Source organism: Ekhidna sp. (genome assembly GCF_965247405.1).
In the GTDB taxonomy this organism is placed as follows: domain Bacteria; phylum Bacteroidota; class Bacteroidia; order Cytophagales; family Cyclobacteriaceae; genus Ekhidna.
This window is the reverse complement of the sequence record NZ_OZ252014.1, coordinates 1,415,097-1,439,483: the sequence shown is the minus strand read 5'-3', so window position 1 is coordinate 1,439,483 and position 24,387 is coordinate 1,415,097. Positions and strand designations below refer to the sequence as shown.

Sequence of the window (24,387 nt, the reverse complement as noted above, 5' to 3'; positions counted from 1 at the left end):
AATAGGTAACTATGGATTCTTAACCTCAATTGTTAAAAACCCGATGAGTGATCCATCAGCGTTTCTCTTTAGGTCAGCCAGAAAATGTTGATCACTGTTCTTTACAAAGCGCTTGCCCATAACACCGGAGTATTGCTTAAAGTGGATATCATATGCTTCCGGTTGCGCATCAAAGACAGTAGTGTGGATGTGACGGTTGTCTGCTGAACTGCCATAGTCCCCGGGAAGAATGGTACGAACCAAAATTTTTCCTCTTGAATCAGTCAATGCAGATCCATTAAGACGAGCTGTAGACTCATCACTTGCATTTTTCGGCATATACTCACCATTGGTGTCAGTATGGTAAAAGTGTACCCTCTGGTTTGACAGGGGCAAGCCATTGGATTTATCAATGAAATTCAGGCAGAGCGTCAGTCGCTTTCCGGGTTCATTTTTACCAGCGATCAAGACCTGATGTGCATGATCTAGTTTTTCGAAATTTTTGAGGGTACTTGTTTCTGCGGAAGAAATTGAATTGGTTGTTCGATCGATACCACAGCTTAGAAGAAATAGAAGAATCAGGAATTTATGCATGATGCATATACGCCATGCTGTCAGAGAGGTTTAGCTCAGGTATTCCTTCAGCGATTCAACTACCTTTTTTGAATTCCCTATGAATATTTGATCGTCAACGATAATGACCGGACGTTTTAGAAAGGTGTATTCTTCCTGAATCAACTTCCTGTAGTCCGTTTCTGAAAGATTTTTATCTCCAAGGCCCATGGAACGATACTTCATTGCCTTACGTGAAAAAAGAGACTCGTAAGATCCAATTCGCTCCTTCATTTCATCGATTTGATCAAAGGTCATTTGCTCATTTTTGATATCCTGTTTTTCGAAATCCGCAATTAATTCACCAAGCTCATCTATGATGCGTTTGCAGGTAGTGCAAGTGGATAGATAATAGACTTTTTTCATGCCTCAAATAGACCAAAAAGTGATGAAAAACAGAAGTGCTCTATATGCTATTAAGCAAACTAATATTGCTCCTAAACAAAGGATCGCGTTAATCAAAGCCCTCCACGATTTAAATTCATAGAAGTTGCGTTCCATGAAATAGAAAAAGTAGGCTAGCGTCAGGCAGGCAAAGCTCGTAGAATAAAAATTTGTTCCAAGATTTATTGAACTCAGTTGACTAACAATAATTGCTGCCAGACCAAATAGTTGAATGATGACAAGGAGTATGAAGGTCATTACTTCAAGACTTATCGTTAAATGATCGGCAAAATACTTACGCTTGCTACCGAGATGGATGGGCCAAAAAAGAATCGCTAGCATGTATGCAAAAACCACCAGGAGTAGCTTCGAGAGTTCTGTTGTTTTTGTATCGTAGACTGCTTTATATTCTTCAAAAGAAATATTTCTTTGATCAATCACTTCATCCACCCACGCTACTACCAGTGGACTGTAGTAAAATGAATTTCTTTGAACGTTAAGTGGTGTTGTGAATGTATTGATTAGCGGAAATAGAAAATAGATAAGATTAGCTAAAAAGAAAATGGAAACCGGTTTCATGTAAGGTATACGCCTGCCCTCGGCAAATTCTTTTGAAAGGAATCCTGGTTTTTTGATAACCACCTTGAGTGTCCGCCAAAGTTTGTTATCCGCAAATATGAAGGCGTTTATCAGCTCACCAAAAAAGTGTTTCAGCGTTCGGTCATTTTGATCTATGATCTTTTCGCCACAATGATTGCAGTAGTTGCCATTAAACTTGTTTCCGCAGGTTTTGCAAGTAAGAGTTGATCCAGGTGAGGACATAAAGTAAATATCTCTCCCTTCGGTCGAGATGACAAGGAATGAAAAGATTTTTAGTGTCATTTCGAGCTGAGCGAGAAATCCTTAACTTTTCATGGATGATTTAATCATCTTCTAATTCAGTAAATTACGTGGCAACCTAAAATGATTGACAGATGAAAAAAACCAGCCTTTGGATATTACAACTATTGATTTTTATCGCATGCACACCTACTGAGCAAACCTCAGATCGACCTACTGCAATGGATGATATTGCAGAGCGTTATGTAAAGCTCATGTTGGAGATCGGGCAGTATGACAGTGACTTTATTGATGCCTATTACGGGCCGGAAGAATGGAAACCTGAAATAAAGAAAGATACGTTTCCTTCTGGTGATTTCATCGAACGAGCTAATAACCTAATTAGTCAGATACAGTCGGTAGAAGGAGATAAAGACCGAAAATTCGTATTGGTGAAGCAATTAATTGCTGCTCGCACAAAAGTAGAGATCATCAATGGGAAGGTTTATGCCTTTGATGAAGAAGCAAAGCTGCTGTATGATGTTGAGCCACCATCCTATCCGGAATCTTACTTTGATAGCCTTTTACTTGATCTGGAAAATGCACTACCTGGAGAGGGGAACCTTACTGACAGGTACAACGAATTTGTTGATCAATTTATCATACCTAAAGACAGGCTGGATACCGTATTTCAGACAGCAATAGTAGAAGCCAGATCTCGAACTATGTCTCGGTATGATCTGCCGGAAAACGAAAATTTCGTCTTAGAGTATGTAAATAATAAAAGCTGGTCGGGATATAATTACTATCAGGGCAATAGCCAAAGTCTGATCCAGATCAATACCGATTTACCGATTAAAATCAGCCGGGCGATTGATCTGGCGTGTCATGAGGGATACCCCGGGCATCATGTGTTTAATGCGCTGCTTGAGCAGAATCTGGTTAATAACAAAGGGTGGGTTGAATATTCCGTTTACCCACTTTTTTCACCACAATCACTTATCGCTGAGGGAAGCGCTAACTATGGGATTGATGTTGCTTTTCCTGGTGAGGAAAGAATACGTTATGAAAAGGAGGTACTGTTTCCGCTAGCGGGGCTTGACGCCAGCCAGGCAGATAAATACTATGAAATTCAGGCCCTTATTGGCAAGCTGAGTTATGCTGGAAATGAGGCGGCCAGAATGTATTTGAATGGAGAAATAAGCAGGGAAGAAGCGGCAGAGTGGATGGTGAAGTATCAGCTAAATGAGTACGAAAGAGCCTTGCAGCGAACAAGATTTTTTGATCAGTATCGAAGCTATGTGATCAACTATAACCTGGGAAAGGATCTGGTAGCCAATTACGTGGAATCCCAGGGAGGAACGACGGATCAGCCAGAAAAAAGGTGGGAAGTTTTTAAGGAGCTTCTAAGCAATCCAAATACAGCTAGCACCATTCAATAATTCATTATGAGCATCACTCGAAGAGACTGGTTACGACAAAGTCTTTTAGCATCTGCTACCATGCTGGTAGCCGGACCTCATGTGGCACAAGGGTGTGCAAGTGAGCGACCAAAAGGATTTTCAGGTAAAGATGATCTTATCCTGCTCAACTGGAACGAAAACCCGTATGGGCCTTCCGATGTGGCTGTTCAGGCTGTGAGTGATGCAATGAAATATACAAACCGATACCCTGATGAAAAAATCAATGAGCTGAAAGTGAAACTGGCGGACAAGAATGGTTTAAAACCCGCAAACTTATTACTGACCGCCGGATCTACAGAAGTATTGAGTTTACTGGGGCAACATGTTGGATTGCAAAAAGGAGAAATTCTTACTCCGTTTCCTACTTTTCCTACCGCTCTCCGATTTGGTGAACGAGCTGGAGCGACCATCAAAAAGGTGGAATTGGATTCAAATGACCGCATTGATTTGGATCAAACATTGGATGCCATTTCAGACAAAACCACTATGGTTTTCATTTGTAATCCTAACAATCCCACTGGAACAGAACTGGAAACTGAGGATTTGAAAGACTTCTGTAGGAAAGTACCAGGAAACGTGCTGATCTGCGTGGATGAGGCCTATGTCGAGTATTCCAATGCCGGAATGAAAGGAAGTATGGTCGGCTTGGTTAATGAGTTACCAAACCTGGTGATCTGCCGCACGTTTTCCAAAGCGTATGGGCTGGCAGGATTGAGAATGGGCTATGCTATTTCCAATGTTCGAAATATTCAGGCATTGAGAGACAGACATTTAGGCGCAGAAATATCCACCGGTTGGCCACCGCTGGTTGCAGCGAGTGCCTCGTTGGAGGATCCGGAATTTATCAACAGGTGTGTGGCAAAGAATGCTGAGGGAAAACAGATCGTTTATGATGCCTACGATCGATGGGGGGTGGAATACAATCCCTCTTCCACCAATTTTATTTATGCACGTGATGATCGTTTTGAGAAGGATATTGTAGCTAAAATGCGAGATAGAGGCATTCTCATTACCAAGTGGCCGGATATGATCAACCACATTCGGGTTAGCATAGGCAAGCCGGAGCACATGAGGAAATTTGTGGAGTCAATAGAGGAGTTTTTGGTTTGATAAAGGTAAAAATACCTTTCACTGCAAAGACATCTAAAATTTGCTGGATGACCGCACCAATTGGGCTGACTCAACATCCAGCTTCATGAAATTGAACCCATTCCAGAAAGCATCCGAGAAGTCATCTGAGGCTTCCTCAAAAAATGAATACTGTGAGTTTAGCAACCGGTATTCATTTGGGATTTCATCTATTAAAAAGCATTCGTTTACCACTAAAAGTGCATGGTAGCTGTACTCATTGTGTGTGCTGACGCCATCAAACGAGACGCTCAGAAGCTCATAAATGCCATCGCGTTTCTCATATTCTTCCGTCCATGATACGGACTCCCAAAAAGCATAATCCCTCAATATTGGGAAATATTCGATTTTCAAAATGGCATGACTTTCATAATCCACATAGATTTTGCCTCGTGTATTCCCTTTCTTGTTGATTGGCTCAAAGTCTACGATTAAAACTTCATGTTCACCCATGTTGGTGTATCCGGAATACTGGTAATCGTAATTGTCTCGATTCTTCGGATGCAGAAACGAGCCCTTCCTCCAAATGGAAGACTGGGCCATATCACTGGCATTACCTCCCAATACTTCGTTGATTATATCCACTTCCCGGAAAACTTTTTTGCGTGTGCGAATAGGTCGAACTAGGGCCTCATTCAGCTTGTCTACATTGCTGGGTACATAAATATCCATAATGCCTTCTGCCAGGTAGTATGTTGAATTCCAGTCTGACATGGACTCTTTGTAATACCCTATCATGTGAAGTCTGTCCATTTGGTAATTCAGATGAAATCGATCGAACACCGTTTCCATTAATGACTTTCCGGTCATGACCACCACCTCATCTAGCTGGATGGTGGAAGGCTCAAGGTAGATGGTGTAGTAATCTTTGATTTCGGTAAGTTCCTCATAATACGCTTCGTATCCCATGTAAGAGATTTTTAGCTCATCTGCGTCAGTTATTTCTTTTGTTGAGATGACAAACTCACCGTCTATGTTAGTGACATTGATTACATCCCCTACTACGACGTGGGCAAACGGGATCGGTTCATTGGTTTCTTTATCTTTTATGATGCCTTTGATCGATGCAGGCTCATGATTTAACAAGCATATGGCGAGCCATAAAAGCGGCGATGAGAAAAACGACATGTTGATTTAGGGTGGTTTATCCTTTAAAATTAAAGGATTCCCGACTAAATATTATCAATTGATAATAAAAGTTGATGGATTGTGTGGGTTAGTAAAGGCAAGCGAAGGTGGAAGATTCCTGACCCGCGCTGCGCTTCGTCAGGAATGACGTTCTTATTTCTATGCGTCATCCCGGACTTGTTCCGAGATCTTTGTAATATGATTTCTAAATGTATGTTCAAATAATCTCAGTAGATGTTTTTTTGTGAATGGAACTACGAAAAATGGAAACAACCCAAAGAGCATCGGTAAAGGATTGAAAAATCCATGAGTAAAAATGAAACTAGACGAAACGCACAAACAAAGGGTAATGTATAAGCCAAAATAGATATAGGCCGTCTTGAGAGGTTTAATAATTATTGTTAGTTCGTTCTTTTTTGTATTTATCAGACCTTGTATAAAAACAGGATAAGCCCAAATATCATTAAGTCGGCTGATATGAAATTCTTCTTCCTTCACATAGCCCATAAAAGGAACATCTTTCTTCATGAGCATATGCCTAATAACCCAAACTGTTTCTAGGGAAGCTTCTTTCGTGAGTTTATCCAGTCTATTTTGGAATTCCTCAGACTTTACCTCAATTCTATATCGAATCATCACCTAAAACGCCAAAATCTCCTTCATCTTCTCCCCAATCCGTTCCGCATTAGGTACCACGGATTCCATCAAAGGCACATTATGCGGCAGGGGGATGTCCGGCATAGCAATTCGTTCCACTGGTGCATCAAGGTAGTTGAATCCTTCTGAAGCAAGTACTGCTGCGATCTCTGCTCCAAACCCTGCAGTCAGCGCATCTTCATGTACAATCAGACATTTGTTCGTTTTCTTGATCGAGTTGAGCACGGCTTCTTTATCCCATGGCATGATCGTACGTAAGTCCAGTACGTCTGCGGAGATTCCTATTTCTTCCACAGCAGACTCACAGGCTTCACACATGGCTCCCCAGGTAACTAAAGTGATGTCCGTTCCTTCTCTGAGAAGGTTTGCTTTTCCAAACGGCACGAAGAATTCATCGCCCGGATAGGGCCTACGAGCATAGCGGTTGTCGTTCAGGTTTCGGTGTTCAAAGAACATTGTCGGGTTATCGGAACGCATGGCAGAGCGGATCAGTCCCACGGCATCCTGCGCATTGCTAGGGAAGGCCACCTGCCATCCAATGGCATGGGCAAACATCACCTCATTGGTTACTGAATGCCACGGGTCTCCTACTTTGGCAAATCCTCCTGGCATACGAACTACTATAGGAGCGGCAAAACGATTGGCTGTTCGCCAGCGTGTCGTCCCACAATTATTAAGCTGCTCCATGGCCGGATCGGCGTATTTTCTAAACTGAATCTCTGCCACCGGCATTAGTCCGGCATAGGCCATACCAACTGCGCGACCGATGATTCCTTCTTCAGAGAGTGATGTGTCAAATACCCGGTCTTCTCCATATTTGGACTGCAAGCCCATGGTTACCGCATGCACGCCTCCTTTCATCCCCACATCCTCTCCAAAGACAAGGACTTTTGGATTGGTTTTGAGCTCATAATCCAGCGCCAGGTTAATTGCTTCTCCAATATTGATTCTTCGTTTGTCTGGTTTGGGTTCTTCGGAAGAAGCAGGAAACGCATGACCGGAAGGTCTCAATCCTCCAATTCCCTGAATCTCATCCGATTCAGAGAAGACAAATTTTTTGATTTTAGAAGCATCAGGCGCTGGACGATTTAGTGCAGCCTCAGCTGATTCGTCGACGATTTTTTGAGCTTCTTTTTCCAATCCTTTCCACTCCTTTTCTGAGAACATCTTTTGCATCGCTTTCAAAGGATCGTTGGCTTGCTCTTTCTTTACCAGCTTTTCATCCTTGTAGGCCTGGTTGTCCTGGTAGGAGTGACCATTCAATCGCGGAACAGTCAGTCGGACCAATGCCGGACCCTTTCTTGAACGCACATGATCGGTACCAGCTTTCAATAGTTTGTAAGCTTCATCAGGATCGGTTCCACTGCCATCCCAGATGTCCAGATTTTTAAATGAAGCTAAATTCTCTGCAATGTTTTTTCCTGGTGTCTGGTATTCGCTGGTTACGGAGATGCCATAGCCATTGTCCTCGATGTAGAAAAGCACGGGAAGTTTTTGCGTAGTAGCAATCGTCAATGCGGACCAGAATCCATTGGTAGCAACCGATCCATCACCACCCAGGATAGCAGAAATGGAATCCTTGTAGCTTTTGTCTTTTAATGTCTTTGCATGGTATTCGATGCTTTGAGCCCACCCGATTGCAGGCGTATATTGAGAGCCCACATCACCGGCCATTGGCAGTACCACACAACCTCGATCTGATTTTGGCATGTTGCAAACCACACCTATATCTCGTCCGTCGCTATAGCCGCCGGATCGGGTAAGGGGAGCAGACAAGGCATCCTCTACAGAAAGCCCCAATCCGATCATCAATGGGCGAGAGCGGTAATAGGCACTTGCTGAATCTTTTGGTTTATCCAGCAAATGCGCAAGGATCAGTTGGCCTAGCTCATGACCTCTGGCTGAAAACTGATATAATACCTTTTTTTCCGGTACCAGCTTGTTTTCTTCCAGATCGTCCATCGCTCTGGAGATGAGCATTTTCAAAGCAATCTCTTTCCAGTCTATCGCAGAATCTTTCTTCTTTTGGGGTGCCGTTGCTGTTTTTGCCATAACTAATTTTTGGGAGCGCTAAGATACAAAACGCAATGGTTTGCGGCGAAACCGTTTGTCAGATCATGCCTTTCATTTTTAATGTCTGTTTGAATAGTAGACATTAAAATATTAAATTATTAATGTCTACTTACTTGCAGACCTTAAATTAATGCCTTACTTTCGAGTAAACATTAAAAAATAAAATAATTGATGTTTGATTGATAGGTAAACATTAAAAGATGTCATCCTGAGAAACGAAGGATCTTAATCATGAGATCACCGCGCTACGCTCGTGATGACGGTTATAAAAATTATGAAAGAACCCCTTTTCAACATAAACCCGGACCGAAACAAGCCATGGAATGATCTACCTGATCTGCCCATTCATCCTGATTTATACCGCACGGTGGATATCATGGAGCAGTTAGCCAATGCCAAAGCAGCACTGGGGCGGCTGCATGGAAGATCGGTCGCTATACCTAATCAGGGTGTGTTAATAAATACGATTTCTCTGCAGGAGGCGAAAGCATCGAGTGAGATTGAAAACATTTTTACCACAGACGATGAACTGTATCAAGCGTACAGTGAGGAGGGGGAAGACATGCATATCAAAGGAGCACCTAAGGAGGTATTGCGCTATCGGGAAGCCCTTTGGGCTGGGCATCAACATTTGAAAAATCACGGTCAATTCGATATGGACTACTTTATCAAATTGTACCGAATCGTCAAGCAAACCAATGATGGCTTACGGCCACCGAGTGCCCGAATATATATCAAACAAGGCGGAACCGGACCGAATGCAGGAACTGCTATCTATACGCCACCACGTGGAAAGGAAGTGCTGGAGCAAAAGCTGACTAACCTCTTTGAATTTGTAAATGATGATGAAAAATATCCGGTCGATCCACTGATTAAAATGGCGATTGCTCATTATCAATTTGAGGTGATTCATCCTTTCCGTGATGGAAATGGAAGAGCTGGGAGAATTTTCAATATCAACATTCTAACGCAAAAAGGGGTGCTGGATTTGCCCATCCTGTTCCTTAGTCGATACATCATTGATCATAAAAATGACTATTACTCACATCTGGCCAGTGTAACACAACGAGCCATGTGGGAGCGGTGGATTTTGTTTATGCTAAAGGCAGTAGAGTCCACCGCTAATCTCACCTTCGATAAAATCAATGACATTCTTTCGGCTAAGGAAGGAATCATGGAAACCATTGATCAGGATACGAAAATCAGAAAACCAGAGCTGCTGGTTCAAATGCTTTTTACTCAGCCCCTCACTAAAGTGAGTCATCTGACAGATGCAAAAATCTATGCCGAGAATACTGCAAGAAACTATTTGAATGAGTTGGTAGACCTTGGGATTTTAGAGAAGCGTACCATTTCGGGGCATCATTATTATCTTAATTTGGAATTGTATCGTATACTGTCAGAATAATCGTTTATGAGAAAGCTGCTTCTATTGAATTTAATCCTTAGCACCTTTTTTGGATCGTATGGTCAGAGTTCAGGAAAAGCTTTGCCAGATACAGTTTCTGCTATTGTTTCACGAATTAATTCATTAGAAAGTTGGCTTAGAGATCAGGAGGCATTCCGCCTGAATTTTGAAAATTGTAATCTGGAGATTCATCAAACAAATCTTCAAAGTCAGGGGTATTCCATTTATTCATTTTGGTTAATCGATTTGGATGAACAAAAAATAAGATTGGAATACATTGATCAGTTTGGTACTTGGGTTTTAAAGTTGGAAACCAAGAACAGACTAAAAACTATCCAGTATAGTTCTTCAATCCCTATGGGAAATGTTAACAAACTTCATCTGTATAGTGACGAAAAGGAACCTCTCATTGCGATTGGCAAGTCACTTTTTTTGCAATTAAGAATTGCAAAGGCCTTGAGCGATTCAAGGCTCGGTGATACCCCTGATATACTGAAGAACCCTACTCCTTAGAAGTTTATTTTGTCTCTGTTGCTTGTCTATATAACTGCCGAACTTCCTCTTCGGTAAAATCCGGAAAAATCTTTTTAGCAAAAACAACGGCTTGATCTTCACTTTGTATCCGTTTGGCATTGGAAAGGATGAATTGAGTTTCAATTTCCTTTGTCTTTTCCTGTCCTAATTCTTCATTAATAATTGGCAATGCAGATTGTGATTCGTCTGCAACAGCTTGAAGTATTCTGGCTCTGTCATTCATGAAAGTGATGAACCTCCCGAAATGGTCATAGTTATTGGCCCAGGTGATTTGATACAAGGGATCAGATTTTGAAAGTCCTGTAGGGATCGTTTGATAGCGCATGGAGGTTTCCATGATTAAGCTCTCCGTGTGCTCCAATTTCTTGATCTCGACATACAATTTTTGAAGTGCATCATACAGCTCAAAATCTACAATCTCAGTGTTTTGGATGCCGATGGCAAATTCGATGATTTGATATGAGTACTGAGGTTGAATAAACCTCCAGTCTGTGAAGCTCGCATAATCTCCGTCTCTTCTAATAGCCAGGTATTTCTCAACCTCCCCCGCTACATAACCAGACATTCCTGGCATTTGGAGTCGAAAGTGCTCCAACTCAAATTTCAATGCAGTAAAGACTTTTTCTTTTTCTTTCTTATCCTTTTCAGCTGCCGCTGAACTTTGAATAAGAAATGCAATGTAGACACCAATAATTACGACAAGTAAGTCCACAAAGGCCCACGCCCATTTGCCACGGCTAGATTTTGAAGAAAACATAATTCAAGATTGTTTCAGGTAAAAATATAAATTTATTACATGGAGCAATTGATTCTAATACATGGAGCACTCGGAGCAGGAGATCAGATGAATGCGTTAAAAGAAAAGTTAGCGGAGGATTTTCGAATTCATATCCTGGAATTTGAAGGTCATGGAAGTCTATCAAGTGGCAATGAACCATTTACCACCTCATGCTTCATCGAGCAACTTGAAGACTTGATTGCTGATATTGGAGAATCGGTTCACATCTTCGGTTATAGTATGGGAGGTTTTATTGCTTTATTGGCTTCATCGAAAGGAAATAACCTGATAAAATCAATAACGACGCTTGGAACAAAAATGAAGTGGAGTACGGAGATAGCTGAAAAAGAAGTCAGACATCTGAATCCACAAAAAATCAAAGAAAAAGTGCCGGCTTTTGCACAGGCATTGGAGAAAAGGCATGGAAGTGAATGGGAGGATGTTTTGCAACGCACTGCTGATTTTATGAGAAAACTAGGTGAGGAGGCTCCAATCAACCAAGAGCGAATGAGCCAAATCGATATTTCTGTGCAAATGTGCCTAGCTGATCAGGATGCTGTGGTTTCTGAGGATGAGACAGAGGAGGTTGCTAACTGGCTGTCCAATTGTAAGCTTTGCATGATACCAAAAAGTAAACACCCCATTGAACAAACAGACCTGACTGCTCTTTCAGAAACAGTCAGGTCTTTTATTGAGCAGGTAAATTGAATTATTGTTTCTCCTTAAACTTCTGAATAAAGCTCCTGGTGAAATCTGATAGCACCAACTTCCCACTCATTTCTGCACGATCTGCTAAAAGCTCATCCCAGTGGTCTGTTCCTTTCCAAAATACTTTTTTGAGTTCAGCCATCGCTTCCGGATTGTAAGCTGCCAGTTTATCAGCTAATTGATTCACTGCTTTATCTAAAGACTCCACATCATCATAGAGCTTCCCAAAAAGTCCTTTTTGATGTGCCCACTTAGGATCATAAAACTCATCCGGGTTCATGGCCATTTGAGACATTGCAGAAAGACCTACTTTCCTTTCAATGGCAGGGCCAACAACAAATGGTCCAATTCCTAAAGCAAGCTCACTTAATTTGATTGCAGAGTGTTTAGAAGCATAGCAGTAGTCAACCGATGCAGCCAAACCAATCCCTCCGCCAACGGCTTTTCCCTGCAAGCGACCAATGATGAATTTTGGACACTTGCGCATGGCGTTGATCACATTGGCAAAGCCCATGAAAAACTTCTTACCATTTTCAGGAGAGTCCACAGCCATCAGTTCATCAAAGCTGGCACCAGCACAGAACGTACGATTGCCACCGCTTTTAAGAATGATTACTTTGATGTCCGGATTGTTCCCTGCCTCAGTGATTGTATCCGTAAGCTTTTTCAGAATATCTCCCGGAAGAGAGTTACTTTGCTCAGTAAAGAATTCAACGGTACCGATTCCGTTTTGTATGTTCAGGTTTACGTAGTTGCTCATGGCGCAAAAATAGAAGTATTATAAAACATACCAGGCTATGATTTCGCTCTCTAAATGGGAATTGATTATTAAGTAAAATCTCTACTATCTTTATGACATGTCCGAAGTTAGCTTTAGAAAGACCCTTGTAACTCTTGACGCCACCCTCATGGATGGGTTTGTTCTCGAGTATGTATCCAATTTTTACAAGTCATTTGGAGTGAAGGAGATTGTATTCCTCCATGTGATTAAGGATATAGATACCCGCATTGAAATGGATGGGTATACCGAAGCTGAGAATGGGGCTTTGGATGATATCATGGCCAAGTTAACCAAGAAGGTTAACCAGTATGATTTTAAGGATTGTGAGCACACGGTAGAGGTGAAGCAGGGATCACCTTCGTCAATAATTTTAAAGTATGCCGTTGAAGCATCTTTTGATTTAATTGTAATGGGCAGGAAGCGTTCTCTGGGAGGTTCTGGGATAGTGTCCAGTCATATTGCACGTAAGAGCCCTACTTCTATCTTATTCGTAACACAAAACATGAACCCATCCTTGCGGAATATTTTGGTTCCTGTTGACTTTTCAGAGCATTCGTCTCTTGCCGTTAAGGCTGGCTTAAGGATTGAAGCGCTTTCCGAAGCTAAGCTGTCTTTAATCAATATTTTCGATGTTCCACTAGGGTATTACAAGTTGGGTAAAACGTATGAGGAATTTGCAAAAATCATGGAAGGTCATGCAAAGAATGATTTTGATTTATTCCTTAAGACGAATAAAATAGATAAAAAATATCCCTGCCATTTCAATGTGAGGGGATCTAAATCAAAGATTGATATTGTGTTTGAGCATGCGCTTGACTCGAGGAGCGACCTTATCATAATTGGTTCGCAGGGAAGAACGAATGCTTCAGCCGTTCTGCTCGGATCATTTGCGGAGAAGATGGTTTTTAGGGACACTGATATCCCGGTTTTGATCATAAAAAAAGAAGGAGAGAACATGTCCCTCCTTCAAGCATTACTTTCGTTATGATCGTAGAGATTTAACTCTGATCTCTCTTTTTAATCATTGTTAAGATCGTAGCGATTGCTACAGTTTCTCCTGTTTCATCATAGACATCTACAAGGAATTTTACAATACCCTTAGCGATATCATCTTTCTTCTCCTGATCTACTTTTTGCTTTACGGTACACCGAACGCCTATGGTCATCCCGGGATAAACGGGTTTCGTAAATCGACATTCTTCCAGACCATAGTTCAATAGAACCGGACCTTTTTTCGCCTGGACAAATAACCCGGCAGCAGCAGATAGGATGAAGTAGCCATGAGCCACACGCCCTTCGAAGGTAGTTCCTTCAAGGGAAGTCACATCGGTGTGCGCGTAAAAGTGATCCCAGCTCACATTAGCAAACGTGACAATATCACCTTCAGTAATGGTTCTCTTGGCTGTGATAACAGTATCACCAATTTCCAGATCTTCAAAATGCTTTGAGAATGGATGGGTCTCGGTATCCTTGTACGCACCGCCGTATTGATATTGTTGAGTGATCTCGGTCAAAGTCGTTGGAGAGCCCTGAATTGCTGTACGCTGCAGGTAGTGCATTACTCCGCGTTTTCCTCCCATCTCTTCACCACCTCCGGCACGTCCCGGGCCTCCGTGCACAAGCATCGGCATTGGAGAACCATGACCGGTAGATTCCTTCGCACAATTCTGATTCAATACCAGAATTCTACCATGGTGTGTCGCTGCGCCTACCACGTACTCTCTCGCCAGCTTATCATCTGCGGTGGTAATTGAAGAACACAAAGATCCTTTTCCCTTTTTTGAAATAGCGATCGCCTCATCCATGGTTTTGTATGGAAGAATTGTACTCACGGGACCAAAGGCCTCAATGTTATGTACTTCTTCGGTCTCCAATGGCTTCTGATTCACAAAAAGCATTGGCGACATGAAGGCACCTTTTTTCCAGTCCGCGCCCATAGCCTCACCAACGTTATCCAGCGAGCCGTATACCAGATCAGAAGTTTTTGCCAACTCCGCAACTCGCTTAGTCACTTCTTCCAGCTGTTCTTTGCCAGCCAGGGCGCCCATTCGCACGCCCTCCACATCCGGGTCACCAATCGTGGTTTTTTCAAACGCTTTGCCTAAAGCTATTTGGACATCTTCCACCAGCTTTTCAGGCACAATGATTCTGCGTACTGCCGTACATTTTTGTCCACATTTTACCGTGATCTCTTTTCGAACTTCTTTGATGAATAGATCAAATTCCGGTGTTCCGGGAACTACATCTTCTCCAAGAACCGCACAGTTTAGAGAGTCGGCTTCCAGGTTGAAAGGAACTGAATTTTCTACAATCTGTGGAAGCGTCTTTAATTTTTTCCCTGTATCAAATGAGCCGGTAAAAGTCACCACATCCTGAGAATCTACATGATCCAAAATACCATTGCCATATCCGGCTACTAGCTGAAGAGCACCTTCTGGTAGTATTTTGGAATCAATGATTTCCTTCACCATGGCCTCAGTGAGGTAGCAGGTCTGTTCTGCCGGCTTCACGATGCATGGCATGCCGGCCAGCCAGTTTACCGCTGCTTTTTCCAGCATTCCCCAGATCGGGAAGTTGAAAGCATTAATGTGTACAGCAACACCATCTTTTGGCACCATGATGTGGTGGCCAACGAATGTTCCTTCTTTTGAAAGGCCAACCGTCTCTCCATCAACGTGATAGGGCAAATCTGGAAATTGTCTTCTTAAAGATGCATTTGAAAATACATTGCCAATTCCGCCCTCGATATCAATCCAACTATCCACACGAGTAGCACCAGTGGCTTTACTGACCTCATAAAATTTTTCTTTATTGTCTAGCAAGTGAAAAGCAAGTGCTTTGAGCATCAGGCCCCTTTCCTGAAAAGTCATTTTTCGCAGTGCCTGATTTCCTACATTTCTCGCATGATCATATGCATCTTTAAAATCAATGCCTTCAATGGTATGGGCAGCCACCGGATCTCCGGTTATGGCATGGTGAAGTACTTCTCCATCTCCACCTCCTTCAATCCATTTTCCTGCGATGTAGTGTTTTATTTTGGGTATTGACATATGTTGTTTCTTTCGTAAGTTCTGATGTAAAGTTAAGCAGATATCAAGAGCTCACTTAACTAAATAAACCATGCAGCTCTGTGTCAATTTTGAAGACAATATCTGAGAAATCCTCCGTGTTTTTTACAAAGTCAATTTCAGAAACATCAACGATCAGGAGTCGACCAACGTCATAATTATTGATCCAATTTTCATAATGCTCATTCAAGCCCTTTAAGTATTCGATTCGGATCAGGTTTTCATAGTCTCTACCTCTTGTTTCAATATTTTTTACCAGTTTGCTTATGTCTGATCTTAAGTAGATTAAAAGGTCAGGCGGTTTTACAAACTCAATCATCGAGTCAAATAACGCACGGTAGTTTTGATAATCTCTTTCTTTAAAGAAGCCTTGCTTATAAAGACTCTCAGCAAAAATGTAAGCATCCTCATATATTGTGCGGTCCTGAATGATCGTCCTATCGCCTCGTCTGAGCTTATTGATTTGCTCAAATCGACTATTTAAGAAATAGATCTGGAGATGGAAGGACCATTTGTGCATGTCTCCGTAAAAGTCCTGGAGGTAGGGGTTATCTTCCACAGACTCAAATTCTGCATGCCATCCATAGTGTTTCGCTAACATTTCTGTCAAGGTGGTTTTACCCGCTCCAATATTGCCGGAAACGGCAATGTGCATGTTTTGATCCATATAATTTAAAATCGTCTATTTCTTGGTTTCGTTCCAGGTTTTGTATGCAGCGGAGGCCACCGGTCTGTTTGGCTCCATTTCTATTAAGGGCTCGCATTCTTTCAGGGTATCATAGCATTCTTTTGGAAGTTGTTGATATAATTTGGTTCCCTCGGTTTTCCAGTCAATCATCTCATCGCTTACGTCTTTTACTTTTTTTGCCGGATTGCCAACAATTAAGCTTCGCGGGGCGAAGATAGAATCCGCTTTGATAAAGGCAAGCGCACCCACAATGGATTCATCACCAATTTCTGAGTTATCCATGATGACTGCATTCATGCCTACAAGCACATTTTTACCAATATTAGCACCATGCACGATGGCGCCATGACCAATGTGCGCACTTTCTTTTAGTGTAATCGTTATGCCTGGAAACATGTGGATGGTACAGTTTTCCTGCACATTGCATCCATCTTCAATTATTACCCGTCCCCAATCACCACGAATAGCTGCCCCGGGACCAACATACACATTCTTCCCAATAATGACATCTCCCGTCACTGCCGCTAAAGGATGAATAAAGGCTGATGGGTGTATGACTGGTTTCAGTTTGTTAAATTCGTAAATCATTGATAATTAATTGTTTATGAAAAATACCATATTTATGGTATTTACATTCTATAGGTATATTATTACATTGCCATGCAAAAATCACTAACTACTATTATTATGAAAAAGTTAATCTTAAGTATTTGCGCTATTGCGCTGTTCGCCTACACTGCTACTGCGCAGTTTCATATCGAATTGGGCCCGAACTTCAACATGCCTCAAGGAGATTTTGCCGATTCCTATAAGTTGGGGATTGGTTTTTACATCGAGCCAAAGTATGCAATGAATGAAAACATTGATTTAGGGCTATATATTGGTAGTAATGGATTTGCTGGAGAGGATCTTGCTGGTGGTGGATCTGTTAGCGCTACTGCCATTGTACCTGTTCTTGCAACAGGAACCTATCGATTTTCCGATGGGAAAGTAACTCCTTACGGAGGACTTGGCCTGGGAATGTATTTTGCTAAGGGTGCTGAAGTGACATTGTCTGGAGGAGGTACTGCAGAAGGGGAGGACTCCACAGAATTTGGTTTCGCTCCACGTGCTGGGGTTTACATTGGACGATTGAATTTAGGTGCTGCTTACAACATCGTGAAAGATGCTAATTACATTCAGTTTAATCTTGGTGTAAGGATCTTAAGTAGAGATTAATTCTCAATTCAGCAAAAAAACAAAAAAGGGGCAATTGCCCCTTTTTTTATGCTCTTTCTAGAATTACCGCATATCCCTGACCTACCCCTATACACATGGTGCAGAGGGCATATTTCTTACCTGTCTTTTGTAATTGCAGGGCAGCAGAGTGAGTGATTCGGGCACCTGTCATTCCCAGTGGGTGACCAATTGCAATGGCACCTCCATTTGGGTTGATACGTTCGTCATCATCTTCGAGACCAAGTGATCGGGTACACGCAAGTGATTGAGCAGCAAATGCCTCGTTCAATTCAATGATATCTATTTGATCCAGTGAAAGTCCTGCTTTTGCTAGTGCTTTCTTAGATGCCTCTACCGGACCAATACCCATGATACGAGGCTCTACGCCCACAACACCAGATGAAACAATTCTTGCTATCGGTTTAAGATTGTGGTTTTTTACTCCATCTTCTGAGGCGACCAAAACCGCTGCAGCCCCGTCGTTGAGCCCCGAGGAGTTACCGGCAGTAACTGATCCGTCCTTCCTGAAAGCCGCTCGTAATTTTCCTAGCACTTCCATCGAAGTAGTTGGTTTTACAAATTCATCCTTATCAAAAATGATTGGATCAGCCTTTCGCTGCGGAATTTCAACAGCTACAATTTCTTCTCCAAGTCTTCCGTTTTTTTGTGCTTCTGTTGCCTTCATTTGAGAACGGTAAGCAAATGCATCCTGATCCTCTCGACTGATTTTATGGATATCAACCAGGTTTTCTGCGGTCTGACCCATTCCGTCTGTACCATAAAGATCCTCCATCTTAGGGTTGATGAATCTCCACCCAAAACTTGAGTCATACATTTTTGCATCTGTGCCAAATGGTTTTGCTGATTTAGAGATGACCCATGGTCCGCGAGTCATGTTTTCCACTCCTCCGGAAATAAACAGATCTCCATCCCCGCTTTTAATGGCTCGATTTGCATGAACGATAGATGACATGCCTGAAGCACATAATCGATTCACTGTTTCACCCGGAACAGAAAAAGGCAAGCCGGCTAAAAGAAGTGCCATTCGAGCAACATTTCGGTTGTCTTCGCCTGCTTGGTTGGCACAACCCATAACTACTTCATCGATGGCGGATGGGTCAATCCCGGAATTTCTATTCATCAACTCTTTGATTACCAGAGCAGCCAGGTCGTCAGTCCTGACTGCACCGAGTGTTCCTCCAAAATTTCCAATGGGAGTTCTTATTCCGTCTATGATGTATGCTTCTTTCATTCTGATCCGGTATATGTTTAGAGCAAAAAAACAGTCTTCTCGCTTACCTACCAATTAACCACATTACTAATTAAGAAATTCCTTTGCCGCCCATCGATCATACCTTAATTTTGCCGGAATTTGTTTTAACCTGATTAACTCACAGGAAATACATTCATCTCATGCCTAAAAACCCAAAAATTAAATCAGTCTTAATTATCGGAAGTGGACCCATCATCATCGGTCAGGCTTGCGAATTTGATTACTCAGGATCTCAAGCCTCTAAATCGTTGAGGGAAGAAGGAATTGAAGTTACATTGATCAATTCCAACCCGGCAACCATCATGACCGATCCGGTTACTGCTGATAACGTGTATTTAAAACCCCTAACAAAACAATCCATCCGGGAAATCCTTGAAGAGCATCCTCAGATTGATGCGGTTCTCCCAACTATGGGTGGTCAAACTGCACTGAACCTTGCGATTGACTGTGATAAAGCGGGAATCTGGGATAAGTATAATGTGGAAATGATCGGGGTGAACATCGAAGCGATCGAGACCACAGAAGACCGGGAGAAGTTCCGTCATAAAATGATTGAACTTGGAATTGGGGTATGTAAAGGAGAAACAGCTACTTCGTTTCTGAAGGGTAAGGAGATTGCCCAGGAGATTGGCTTTCCGTTGGTTATACGTCCATCATATACACTAGGTGGATACGGTGGGGGATTTGTTAATTCGGCAGAAGAATTTGACAATGCGCTAAATGCAGGTTTGCAGGCATCACCAATTCATGAGGTATTGGTGGAGCAGAGCATTCTGGGTTGGAAGGAATATGAGGTAGAGCTGCTCAGGGATAACCTGGGAAATATTATTATCATTTGTTCGATCGAAAACTTCGACCCAATGGGGGTGCACACCGGAGATTCAATCACTGTGGCACCAGCCATGACGCTTTCTGATACGGTTTATCAGAAAATGCGGGACATGGCCAAAAAGATGATGAATGGTATTGGTCACTTTGCCGGTGGGTGTAATGTGCAGTTTTCAGTGAACCCTGACACAGAAGATATCATTGGTATTGAGATCAATCCTCGAGTTTCACGCTCTTCTGCTCTTGCATCAAAAGCAACAGGGTATCCAATTGCCAAAATTGCTGCCAAGCTAGCAATCGGATACAATCTGGACGAGCTCAAAAATCAGATTACCAAAACGACTTCAGCTTTCTTTGAGCCGGCGATTGACTACACCATTGTGAAAGTGCCAAGATGGAATTTCGATAAATTCAAAGGGTCGGATAGAAAGCTTGGTCTCCAAATGAAATCAGTAGGAGAGGCGATGGGAATCGGAAGAAATTTCCAGGAGGCTCTTCAAAAGGCTTGTCAGTCATTAGAGATCAAGCGAAATGGATTGGGAGCAGATGGCAGGGAGCTAAAAGATCAGGAGGCGATTCTTCACAGTTTGGAACATCCAAGCTGGAACAGACTCTTCCATATCTATGATGCATTTAAGCTGGGAATACCATTCAAGACCATCCATAAGCTCACCAAAATTGATCCTTGGTTCCTGAATCAAATTGAGGAGTTGATTACTCTGGAAAAGGAGATAGAGAAATATGATGTAGATACCATTCCGAAAGAATTGTTAATGGAGGGCAAACAAAAGGGGTATGCAGATCGCCAGATTGCGCACCTTTTGGGTTGTCTGGAAAGTGAGGTTTATAAGAAAAGAAACGATCTGGGTGTAAAGAGAGTCTATAAGCTGGTAGATACGTGTGCAGCGGAATTTGAAGCCCAGACCCCTTACTATTATTCCACCTTCGAAGAGGAGAATGAGTCCGAAGTGTCGGACAAGAAAAAAATTGTAGTTCTTGGTTCAGGACCAAACCGTATCGGGCAGGGGATCGAGTTTGATTACTCCTGTGTACACGGTGTATTGGCAGCCAAGGAATGTGGTTATGAGACCATCATGATCAATTGTAATCCAGAAACGGTTTCCACAGACTTTGATGTTGCGGATAAACTTTACTTTGAGCCGGTTTTCTGGGAACATATCTATGACATCATACTTCATGAAAAACCTGAAGGGGTTATTGTTCAGCTAGGAGGGCAAACTGCATTGAAATTGGCAGAAAAGCTGGAGCGATATGGAATTAAAATCCTCGGGACAAGCTTTGAAGCGCTGGATTTAGCGGAGGCAAGAGGTCGATTCTCAGATCTTCTAAAAGAAAACGATATACCATATCCACTTTACGGCACCATCGAAAGTGCAGAAGAGGCAGTGGAGCTTTCAAAGGAGTTAGGTTTCCCGCTTCTTGTGCGTCCTAGTTACGTGCTAGGCGGACAAAGCATGAAGATTGTGATCAATGAGACAGAACTGGAGCAGCATGTGGTGGATATTCTGAAAGATAAACCTGATGGAGAAATTCTTCTCGACCACTTCTTGGAAGGGGCCATAGAAGCAGAAGCAGATGCGATATGTGATGGCGAAAATGTCTACATCATTGGTATCATGCAGCACATTGAGCCGGCAGGTATCCACTCGGGAGATTCTTATGCGGTACTTCCACCATACAATCTTGGTGACTTTGTTATCAGACAGATTGAGGACTATACGAAAAAGATTGCTGTAGCGCTAGAGACAGTTGGGTTGATAAATATTCAGTTTGCGGTAAAAGATGATAAGGTTTATATCATCGAGGCGAATCCACGAGCATCGAGAACAGTACCTTTTATTTGCAAAGCTTATAGAGAGCCATATGTAAACTATGCAACTAAAATCATGCTTGGCGAGAAGAAGCTCTCTGATTTTGAATTCAAACCATATAAGAAAGGATATGCAATCAAAGAGCCAGTCTTCTCATTCCACAAGTTTCCGAATGTAAACAAAGAGTTAGGTCCGGAAATGAAGTCAACCGGAGAAGCAATCTATTTTATTGACGACTTGATGGATGATTATTTCATGGAAATTTACGCTGAACGAAACTTGTATCTGAGTCGATAAGTTTAATAGACATGTTGAAGGTAATAATCATACTGATCCTAATTGGATATGTCTTTTATCGACTGACTTCCTTTATTTTTTCGGGCCTTTTTGGAGGATTTAACAGGCAACAGCAGTTTGGTAATGGTCAGTCTCATTATTCGAGGAGGTCTAGAAAGGCTCCTAATTCCAATTTAAATATTGATAATATTCCAAATCATAGATCGAAGAAAGATGATAATTATAGAGGAGGGGAATATGTTGATTTTGAGGAGGTAAAATAAAATTATCATTTAGCTTTGCTGATTCACTGAGAAAGAATTCGAATGGCGTGGTTTAAGCGACAAAGCAAGGGAATACTCACCAAGACAGAAGATAAAAAAGAGGTGCCTGATGGCCTCTGGTACAAAACCCCAAGTGGAAAGATCATCCATATGCGAGAGTTGAAAAACAACTCATACGTATGCCCGGATGATGAATACCACGTGCGAATTGGGTCCAAGGAGTATTTCGAAATAATATTCGACAACAACAAGTTTACAGAGCTGGATGAAGATCTTACTTCGGGTGATCCCCTCAAATTTGAGGATACCAAGAAATATCCGGATCGTATCAAAGCAACTCAAAAGAAAACAGGCTTGAAAGATGCCGTTCGTAGTGCTACAGGTAAAATGAACGGAATAAGCATCGTGGTTGCTTGCATGGACTTCTCATTTATTGGTGGATCCATGGGATCTGTAGTAGGAGAGAAGATCGCTCGAGCAATTGACTATTCATTGAAGAATAAGCTTCCTTTTCTCATGATCTCAAAGTCTGGTGGTGCCAGAATGATGGAAGCTGGATTTTCTTTGATGCAGATGGCCAAAACTTCCGCAAAGCTTGCACTGCTTTCAGAGGCGAAGATTCCATACATTTCACTTTTGACAGATCCGACTACAGGAGGTGTCACAGCATCCTACGCTATGCTTGGTGACTTCAACATTGCCGAGCCTGGAGCATTGATTGGGTTTGCTGGTCCAAGGGTGATTCGTGAAACGATCGGAAAAGATCTTCCAAAAGGATTCCAGAGTGCTGAGTTTGTATTGGATCACGGCTTCCTTGATTTCATTGTAGATAGACGTCAGCTAAAAACGAGGCTAACTACCCTGTTAAAAATGTTGGATTGAAACAACATTTTGACTAATCGACATGTTAAAAAAACAAGAACAAAAAAAGGTTCTGATTATCGGTGAATATGGTGTTATAGATCAACTATATTTGCCCTGATTTTTTAAATAAAAAGGTTTTAGACATATGTCTTCAATTGTCATTACTTCAATCATCGCCTTCACAGTTTTAATTCTTCTATTGGTTTTAATTCTGCTGGTAGCGCAATCCAAGTTAGTACAGTCGGGCCCGGTAAAAATTACTGTAAATGGTGATTCCGATAACCCAATGGTCACTCAGGCTGGGTCAACATTACTTTCTACTCTTTCTCAAAAGAGCGTTTTTCTTCCATCCGCTTGTGGAGGTGGAGGTACCTGTGCCATGTGTAAGTGTAAAGTGATCGAGGGGGGTGGAGATGTGCTTCCTACCGAGGTAGGGCACTTAAGTAGAACCGAGCAAAAGGAAAATGTTCGATTGGCATGTCAGGTGAAAGTGAAGAATGACATGGAAATCGAAATTCCTGAAGAAATTTTCGGAATAAAGAAATGGGAAGCTACTGTGGTAAGAAACTACAATGTGGCTTCATTTATTAAAGAGTTCGTTGTAGAGCTCCCTGAAGAGATGGATTACGAAGCTGGTGGGTACATTCAGATTGAGGTTCCTAAATGTGAAGTAGACTTTAAAGACATAGACATCACTGCTCACCCTGATGAGCATCCTGGAGCTCCAGATAAGTTCCAATTGGAGTGGGATAAATTCGGACTTTGGGACTTGAAGATGAAAAATGATGAGACCATAGAGCGGGCTTACTCCATGGCTTCTTATCCTGCAGAGGGAAGAGAGATCATGCTGAATGTACGTATCGCTACACCACCATGGGATCGTGCTAAAAACAACTGGATGAATGTAAATCCGGGTATTGCTTCATCTTACATTTTTGGATTGAAAAAAGGAGATAAAGTGACTATTTCCGGTCCTTACGGAGAATTCTTCATTAACCCATCTGAAGCAGAAATGCTTTATGTAGGTGGTGGAGCTGGAATGGCACCAATGAGATCACACCTTTACCACCTGTTTAAGACACTTAAAACAGGAAGAAAAGTAAGCTACTGGTACGGAGGACGTTCCAAGCGAGAGCTTTTCTATCTTGATCATTTTTATGATCTTGAGAAAAAATTCCCTAATTTCTCATTCCACATTGTGCTTTCTGAGCCACTGGAAGAAGATAATTGGAAGGCAAAAGAAAGCATGGAAGATGATGGTGATGGATTTACGGGCTTTGTACACCAAGCGGTGATTGATCACTACTTAAGCAAGCATGATCAGCCGGAAGAAATTGAGCTTTACTTCTGCGGTCCTCCTTTGATGAACCAGGCCGTTCAGAAGATGGGAGAAGATTTCGGAATTCCGGATGAAAACATCCGATTCGATGATTTCGGAGGATAAAGAAGCTTTAAAGAAACGAAGTAAGCCTCGCAGAAATGTGAGGCTTTTTTTGTGCCATTCGAAAAATACGCATTTCGCTTAGAGTAATTTCGGTATTTCACTAATTTTTAAAATGGCTCTGATTTGCAATTTTGTAGTGTAGTTAAAAATGAAAACAAAA

General features: G+C 42.0%; 22 protein-coding genes. 11 read left to right on the top strand and 11 right to left on the bottom strand.

Annotated elements, in window-relative coordinates; all coding sequences use genetic code 11:
- Nucleotides 1-9 precede the first annotated feature (9 nt).
- Genes ACP14Y_RS06425 through ACP14Y_RS06415 form a run of 3 tightly spaced genes read right to left on the bottom strand, consistent with a single transcriptional unit; the run spans nucleotide 10 to nucleotide 1,857 of the window.
- Nucleotides 10-573: a hypothetical protein gene (locus ACP14Y_RS06425; protein ID WP_424962136.1), complete on the bottom strand. Its 564-nt coding sequence runs from the start codon at nucleotides 571-573 to the stop codon at nucleotides 10-12.
- Between the two features lie 30 nt (nucleotides 574-603).
- Entirely contained in the window at nucleotides 604-957 is a 354-nt protein-coding gene (locus ACP14Y_RS06420) for an arsenate reductase family protein (protein WP_424962135.1), read from the bottom strand.
- A 3-nt stretch (nucleotides 958-960) separates the two neighbouring features.
- A complete protein-coding gene (locus ACP14Y_RS06415) occupies nucleotides 961-1,857 on the bottom strand; it encodes a DUF3667 domain-containing protein (protein ID WP_424962134.1) in 897 nt (298 codons plus the stop codon).
- Nucleotides 1,858-1,949: 92 nt separating this feature from the next.
- Between ACP14Y_RS06415 and ACP14Y_RS06410 the strand changes: the two genes are divergently transcribed.
- Together ACP14Y_RS06410 and ACP14Y_RS06405 are read left to right on the top strand one after the other, a co-directional pair.
- Nucleotides 1,950-3,236, top strand: a complete 1,287-nt coding sequence (locus tag ACP14Y_RS06410) for a hypothetical protein (RefSeq protein WP_424962133.1) — start codon at nucleotides 1,950-1,952, stop codon at nucleotides 3,234-3,236.
- Nucleotides 3,237-3,242: 6 nt separating this feature from the next.
- Nucleotides 3,243-4,367: a pyridoxal phosphate-dependent aminotransferase gene (locus ACP14Y_RS06405; protein WP_424962132.1), complete on the top strand. Its 1,125-nt coding sequence runs from the start codon at nucleotides 3,243-3,245 to the stop codon at nucleotides 4,365-4,367.
- A gap of 33 nt (nucleotides 4,368-4,400) precedes the next feature.
- Here ACP14Y_RS06405 and ACP14Y_RS06400 read toward each other — a convergent pair whose 3' ends face one another.
- Nucleotides 4,401-5,513, bottom strand: coding sequence for a carboxypeptidase-like regulatory domain-containing protein (locus ACP14Y_RS06400; RefSeq protein WP_424962131.1), 1,113 nt, complete (start codon nucleotides 5,511-5,513; stop codon nucleotides 4,401-4,403).
- A 639-nt stretch (nucleotides 5,514-6,152) separates the two neighbouring features.
- Nucleotides 6,153-8,222, bottom strand: coding sequence for an alpha-ketoacid dehydrogenase subunit alpha/beta (locus tag ACP14Y_RS06395; RefSeq protein ID WP_424962130.1), 2,070 nt, complete (start codon nucleotides 8,220-8,222; stop codon nucleotides 6,153-6,155).
- 295 nt (nucleotides 8,223-8,517) lie between these two features.
- On the opposite strand from ACP14Y_RS06395, the gene ACP14Y_RS06390 reads away from it, so the two are divergent.
- Entirely contained in the window at nucleotides 8,518-9,651 is a 1,134-nt protein-coding gene (locus ACP14Y_RS06390) for a Fic family protein (protein WP_424962129.1), read from the top strand.
- Between the two features lie 6 nt (nucleotides 9,652-9,657).
- Nucleotides 9,658-10,164 (top strand): hypothetical protein, encoded by a 507-nt coding sequence (locus ACP14Y_RS06385; protein ID WP_424962128.1) that lies wholly within the window; start codon nucleotides 9,658-9,660, stop codon nucleotides 10,162-10,164.
- Between the two features lie 4 nt (nucleotides 10,165-10,168).
- On the opposite strand, the gene ACP14Y_RS06380 is transcribed toward ACP14Y_RS06385, so the two are convergent.
- Nucleotides 10,169-10,942: a hypothetical protein gene (locus tag ACP14Y_RS06380; protein WP_424962127.1), complete on the bottom strand. Its 774-nt coding sequence runs from the start codon at nucleotides 10,940-10,942 to the stop codon at nucleotides 10,169-10,171.
- Between the two features lie 39 nt (nucleotides 10,943-10,981).
- Between ACP14Y_RS06380 and ACP14Y_RS06375 the strand changes: the two genes are divergently transcribed.
- A complete protein-coding gene (locus ACP14Y_RS06375) occupies nucleotides 10,982-11,671 on the top strand; it encodes an alpha/beta fold hydrolase (RefSeq protein WP_424962126.1) in 690 nt (229 codons plus the stop codon).
- Between the two features lies 1 nt (nucleotide 11,672).
- Here the strand turns inward: ACP14Y_RS06375 and ACP14Y_RS06370 are convergent, their stop codons facing one another.
- Entirely contained in the window at nucleotides 11,673-12,431 is a 759-nt protein-coding gene (locus tag ACP14Y_RS06370; RefSeq protein WP_424962125.1) for an enoyl-CoA hydratase/isomerase family protein, read from the bottom strand.
- Between the two features lie 97 nt (nucleotides 12,432-12,528).
- Between ACP14Y_RS06370 and ACP14Y_RS06365 the strand changes: the two genes are divergently transcribed.
- Nucleotides 12,529-13,440 (top strand): universal stress protein, encoded by a 912-nt coding sequence (locus ACP14Y_RS06365; protein WP_424962124.1) that lies wholly within the window; start codon nucleotides 12,529-12,531, stop codon nucleotides 13,438-13,440.
- 10 nt (nucleotides 13,441-13,450) lie between these two features.
- Here ACP14Y_RS06365 and paaZ read toward each other — a convergent pair whose 3' ends face one another.
- Genes paaZ through ACP14Y_RS06350 form a run of 3 tightly spaced genes read right to left on the bottom strand, consistent with a single transcriptional unit; the run spans nucleotide 13,451 to nucleotide 16,796 of the window.
- Nucleotides 13,451-15,502: a phenylacetic acid degradation bifunctional protein PaaZ gene (gene paaZ / locus ACP14Y_RS06360; protein WP_424962123.1), complete on the bottom strand. Its 2,052-nt coding sequence runs from the start codon at nucleotides 15,500-15,502 to the stop codon at nucleotides 13,451-13,453.
- 55 nt (nucleotides 15,503-15,557) lie between these two features.
- The gene (locus tag ACP14Y_RS06355; RefSeq protein ID WP_424964426.1) at nucleotides 15,558-16,175 is read right to left on the bottom strand and encodes a deoxynucleoside kinase; all 618 of its coding nucleotides are present in this window, start codon (nucleotides 16,173-16,175) and stop codon (nucleotides 15,558-15,560) included.
- A 27-nt stretch (nucleotides 16,176-16,202) separates the two neighbouring features.
- Nucleotides 16,203-16,796 (bottom strand): transferase hexapeptide repeat family protein, encoded by a 594-nt coding sequence (locus ACP14Y_RS06350; RefSeq protein ID WP_424962122.1) that lies wholly within the window; start codon nucleotides 16,794-16,796, stop codon nucleotides 16,203-16,205.
- 99 nt (nucleotides 16,797-16,895) lie between these two features.
- On the opposite strand from ACP14Y_RS06350, the gene ACP14Y_RS06345 reads away from it, so the two are divergent.
- Nucleotides 16,896-17,426 (top strand): outer membrane beta-barrel protein, encoded by a 531-nt coding sequence (locus tag ACP14Y_RS06345; protein ID WP_424962121.1) that lies wholly within the window; start codon nucleotides 16,896-16,898, stop codon nucleotides 17,424-17,426.
- A gap of 46 nt (nucleotides 17,427-17,472) precedes the next feature.
- On the opposite strand, the gene pcaF is transcribed toward ACP14Y_RS06345, so the two are convergent.
- Complete coding sequence (gene pcaF / locus ACP14Y_RS06340) at nucleotides 17,473-18,678, bottom strand: 3-oxoadipyl-CoA thiolase (protein WP_424962120.1); 1,206 nt, start codon at nucleotides 18,676-18,678, stop codon at nucleotides 17,473-17,475.
- Between the two features lie 161 nt (nucleotides 18,679-18,839).
- Between pcaF and carB the strand changes: the two genes are divergently transcribed.
- The 4 genes from carB to nqrF all read left to right on the top strand — a co-directional run bounded on the left by carB (nucleotide 18,840) and on the right by nqrF (nucleotide 24,227).
- Entirely contained in the window at nucleotides 18,840-21,656 is a 2,817-nt protein-coding gene (gene carB / locus ACP14Y_RS06335) for a carbamoyl-phosphate synthase large subunit (protein ID WP_424962119.1), read from the top strand.
- Between the two features lie 11 nt (nucleotides 21,657-21,667).
- The gene (locus ACP14Y_RS06330; RefSeq protein WP_424962118.1) at nucleotides 21,668-21,919 is read left to right on the top strand and encodes a DUF4834 family protein; all 252 of its coding nucleotides are present in this window, start codon (nucleotides 21,668-21,670) and stop codon (nucleotides 21,917-21,919) included.
- Between the two features lie 42 nt (nucleotides 21,920-21,961).
- Nucleotides 21,962-22,801, top strand: a complete 840-nt coding sequence (gene accD, locus ACP14Y_RS06325; protein WP_424962117.1) for an acetyl-CoA carboxylase, carboxyltransferase subunit beta — start codon at nucleotides 21,962-21,964, stop codon at nucleotides 22,799-22,801.
- 127 nt (nucleotides 22,802-22,928) lie between these two features.
- On the top strand, nucleotides 22,929-24,227 hold the full coding sequence (nqrF, locus tag ACP14Y_RS06320) for an NADH:ubiquinone reductase (Na(+)-transporting) subunit F (protein WP_424962116.1): 1,299 nt from the start codon (nucleotides 22,929-22,931) through the stop codon (nucleotides 24,225-24,227).
- Nucleotides 24,228-24,387 lie beyond the last annotated feature (160 nt).

What these genes read in the sequence shown, in the direction of transcription:
- ACP14Y_RS06425 (WP_424962136.1), bottom strand. Translation starts at nt 573, where the DNA reads ATGCATAAATTCCTGATTCTTCTATTTCTTCTAAGCTGTGGTATCGAT.
- ACP14Y_RS06420 (WP_424962135.1), bottom strand. Translation starts at nt 957, where the DNA reads ATGAAAAAAGTCTATTATCTATCCACTTGCACTACCTGCAAACGCATC.
- ACP14Y_RS06415 (WP_424962134.1), bottom strand. Translation starts at nt 1,857, where the DNA reads ATGACACTAAAAATCTTTTCATTCCTTGTCATCTCGACCGAAGGGAGA.
- ACP14Y_RS06410 (WP_424962133.1), top strand. Translation starts at nt 1,950, where the DNA reads ATGAAAAAAACCAGCCTTTGGATATTACAACTATTGATTTTTATCGCA.
- ACP14Y_RS06405 (WP_424962132.1), top strand. Translation starts at nt 3,243, where the DNA reads ATGAGCATCACTCGAAGAGACTGGTTACGACAAAGTCTTTTAGCATCT.
- ACP14Y_RS06400 (WP_424962131.1), bottom strand. Translation starts at nt 5,513, where the DNA reads ATGTCGTTTTTCTCATCGCCGCTTTTATGGCTCGCCATATGCTTGTTA.
- ACP14Y_RS06395 (WP_424962130.1), bottom strand. Translation starts at nt 8,222, where the DNA reads ATGGCAAAAACAGCAACGGCACCCCAAAAGAAGAAAGATTCTGCGATA.
- ACP14Y_RS06390 (WP_424962129.1), top strand. Translation starts at nt 8,518, where the DNA reads ATGAAAGAACCCCTTTTCAACATAAACCCGGACCGAAACAAGCCATGG.
- ACP14Y_RS06385 (WP_424962128.1), top strand. Translation starts at nt 9,658, where the DNA reads ATGAGAAAGCTGCTTCTATTGAATTTAATCCTTAGCACCTTTTTTGGA.
- ACP14Y_RS06380 (WP_424962127.1), bottom strand. Translation starts at nt 10,942, where the DNA reads ATGTTTTCTTCAAAATCTAGCCGTGGCAAATGGGCGTGGGCCTTTGTG.
- ACP14Y_RS06375 (WP_424962126.1), top strand. Translation starts at nt 10,982, where the DNA reads ATGGAGCAATTGATTCTAATACATGGAGCACTCGGAGCAGGAGATCAG.
- ACP14Y_RS06370 (WP_424962125.1), bottom strand. Translation starts at nt 12,431, where the DNA reads ATGAGCAACTACGTAAACCTGAACATACAAAACGGAATCGGTACCGTT.
- ACP14Y_RS06365 (WP_424962124.1), top strand. Translation starts at nt 12,529, where the DNA reads ATGTCCGAAGTTAGCTTTAGAAAGACCCTTGTAACTCTTGACGCCACC.
- paaZ (WP_424962123.1), bottom strand. Translation starts at nt 15,502, where the DNA reads ATGTCAATACCCAAAATAAAACACTACATCGCAGGAAAATGGATTGAA.
- ACP14Y_RS06355 (WP_424964426.1), bottom strand. Translation starts at nt 16,175, where the DNA reads ATGCACATTGCCGTTTCCGGCAATATTGGAGCGGGTAAAACCACCTTG.
- ACP14Y_RS06350 (WP_424962122.1), bottom strand. Translation starts at nt 16,796, where the DNA reads ATGATTTACGAATTTAACAAACTGAAACCAGTCATACACCCATCAGCC.
- ACP14Y_RS06345 (WP_424962121.1), top strand. Translation starts at nt 16,896, where the DNA reads ATGAAAAAGTTAATCTTAAGTATTTGCGCTATTGCGCTGTTCGCCTAC.
- pcaF (WP_424962120.1), bottom strand. Translation starts at nt 18,678, where the DNA reads ATGAAAGAAGCATACATCATAGACGGAATAAGAACTCCCATTGGAAAT.
- carB (WP_424962119.1), top strand. Translation starts at nt 18,840, where the DNA reads ATGCCTAAAAACCCAAAAATTAAATCAGTCTTAATTATCGGAAGTGGA.
- ACP14Y_RS06330 (WP_424962118.1), top strand. Translation starts at nt 21,668, where the DNA reads ATGTTGAAGGTAATAATCATACTGATCCTAATTGGATATGTCTTTTAT.
- accD (WP_424962117.1), top strand. Translation starts at nt 21,962, where the DNA reads ATGGCGTGGTTTAAGCGACAAAGCAAGGGAATACTCACCAAGACAGAA.
- nqrF (WP_424962116.1), top strand. Translation starts at nt 22,929, where the DNA reads ATGTCTTCAATTGTCATTACTTCAATCATCGCCTTCACAGTTTTAATT.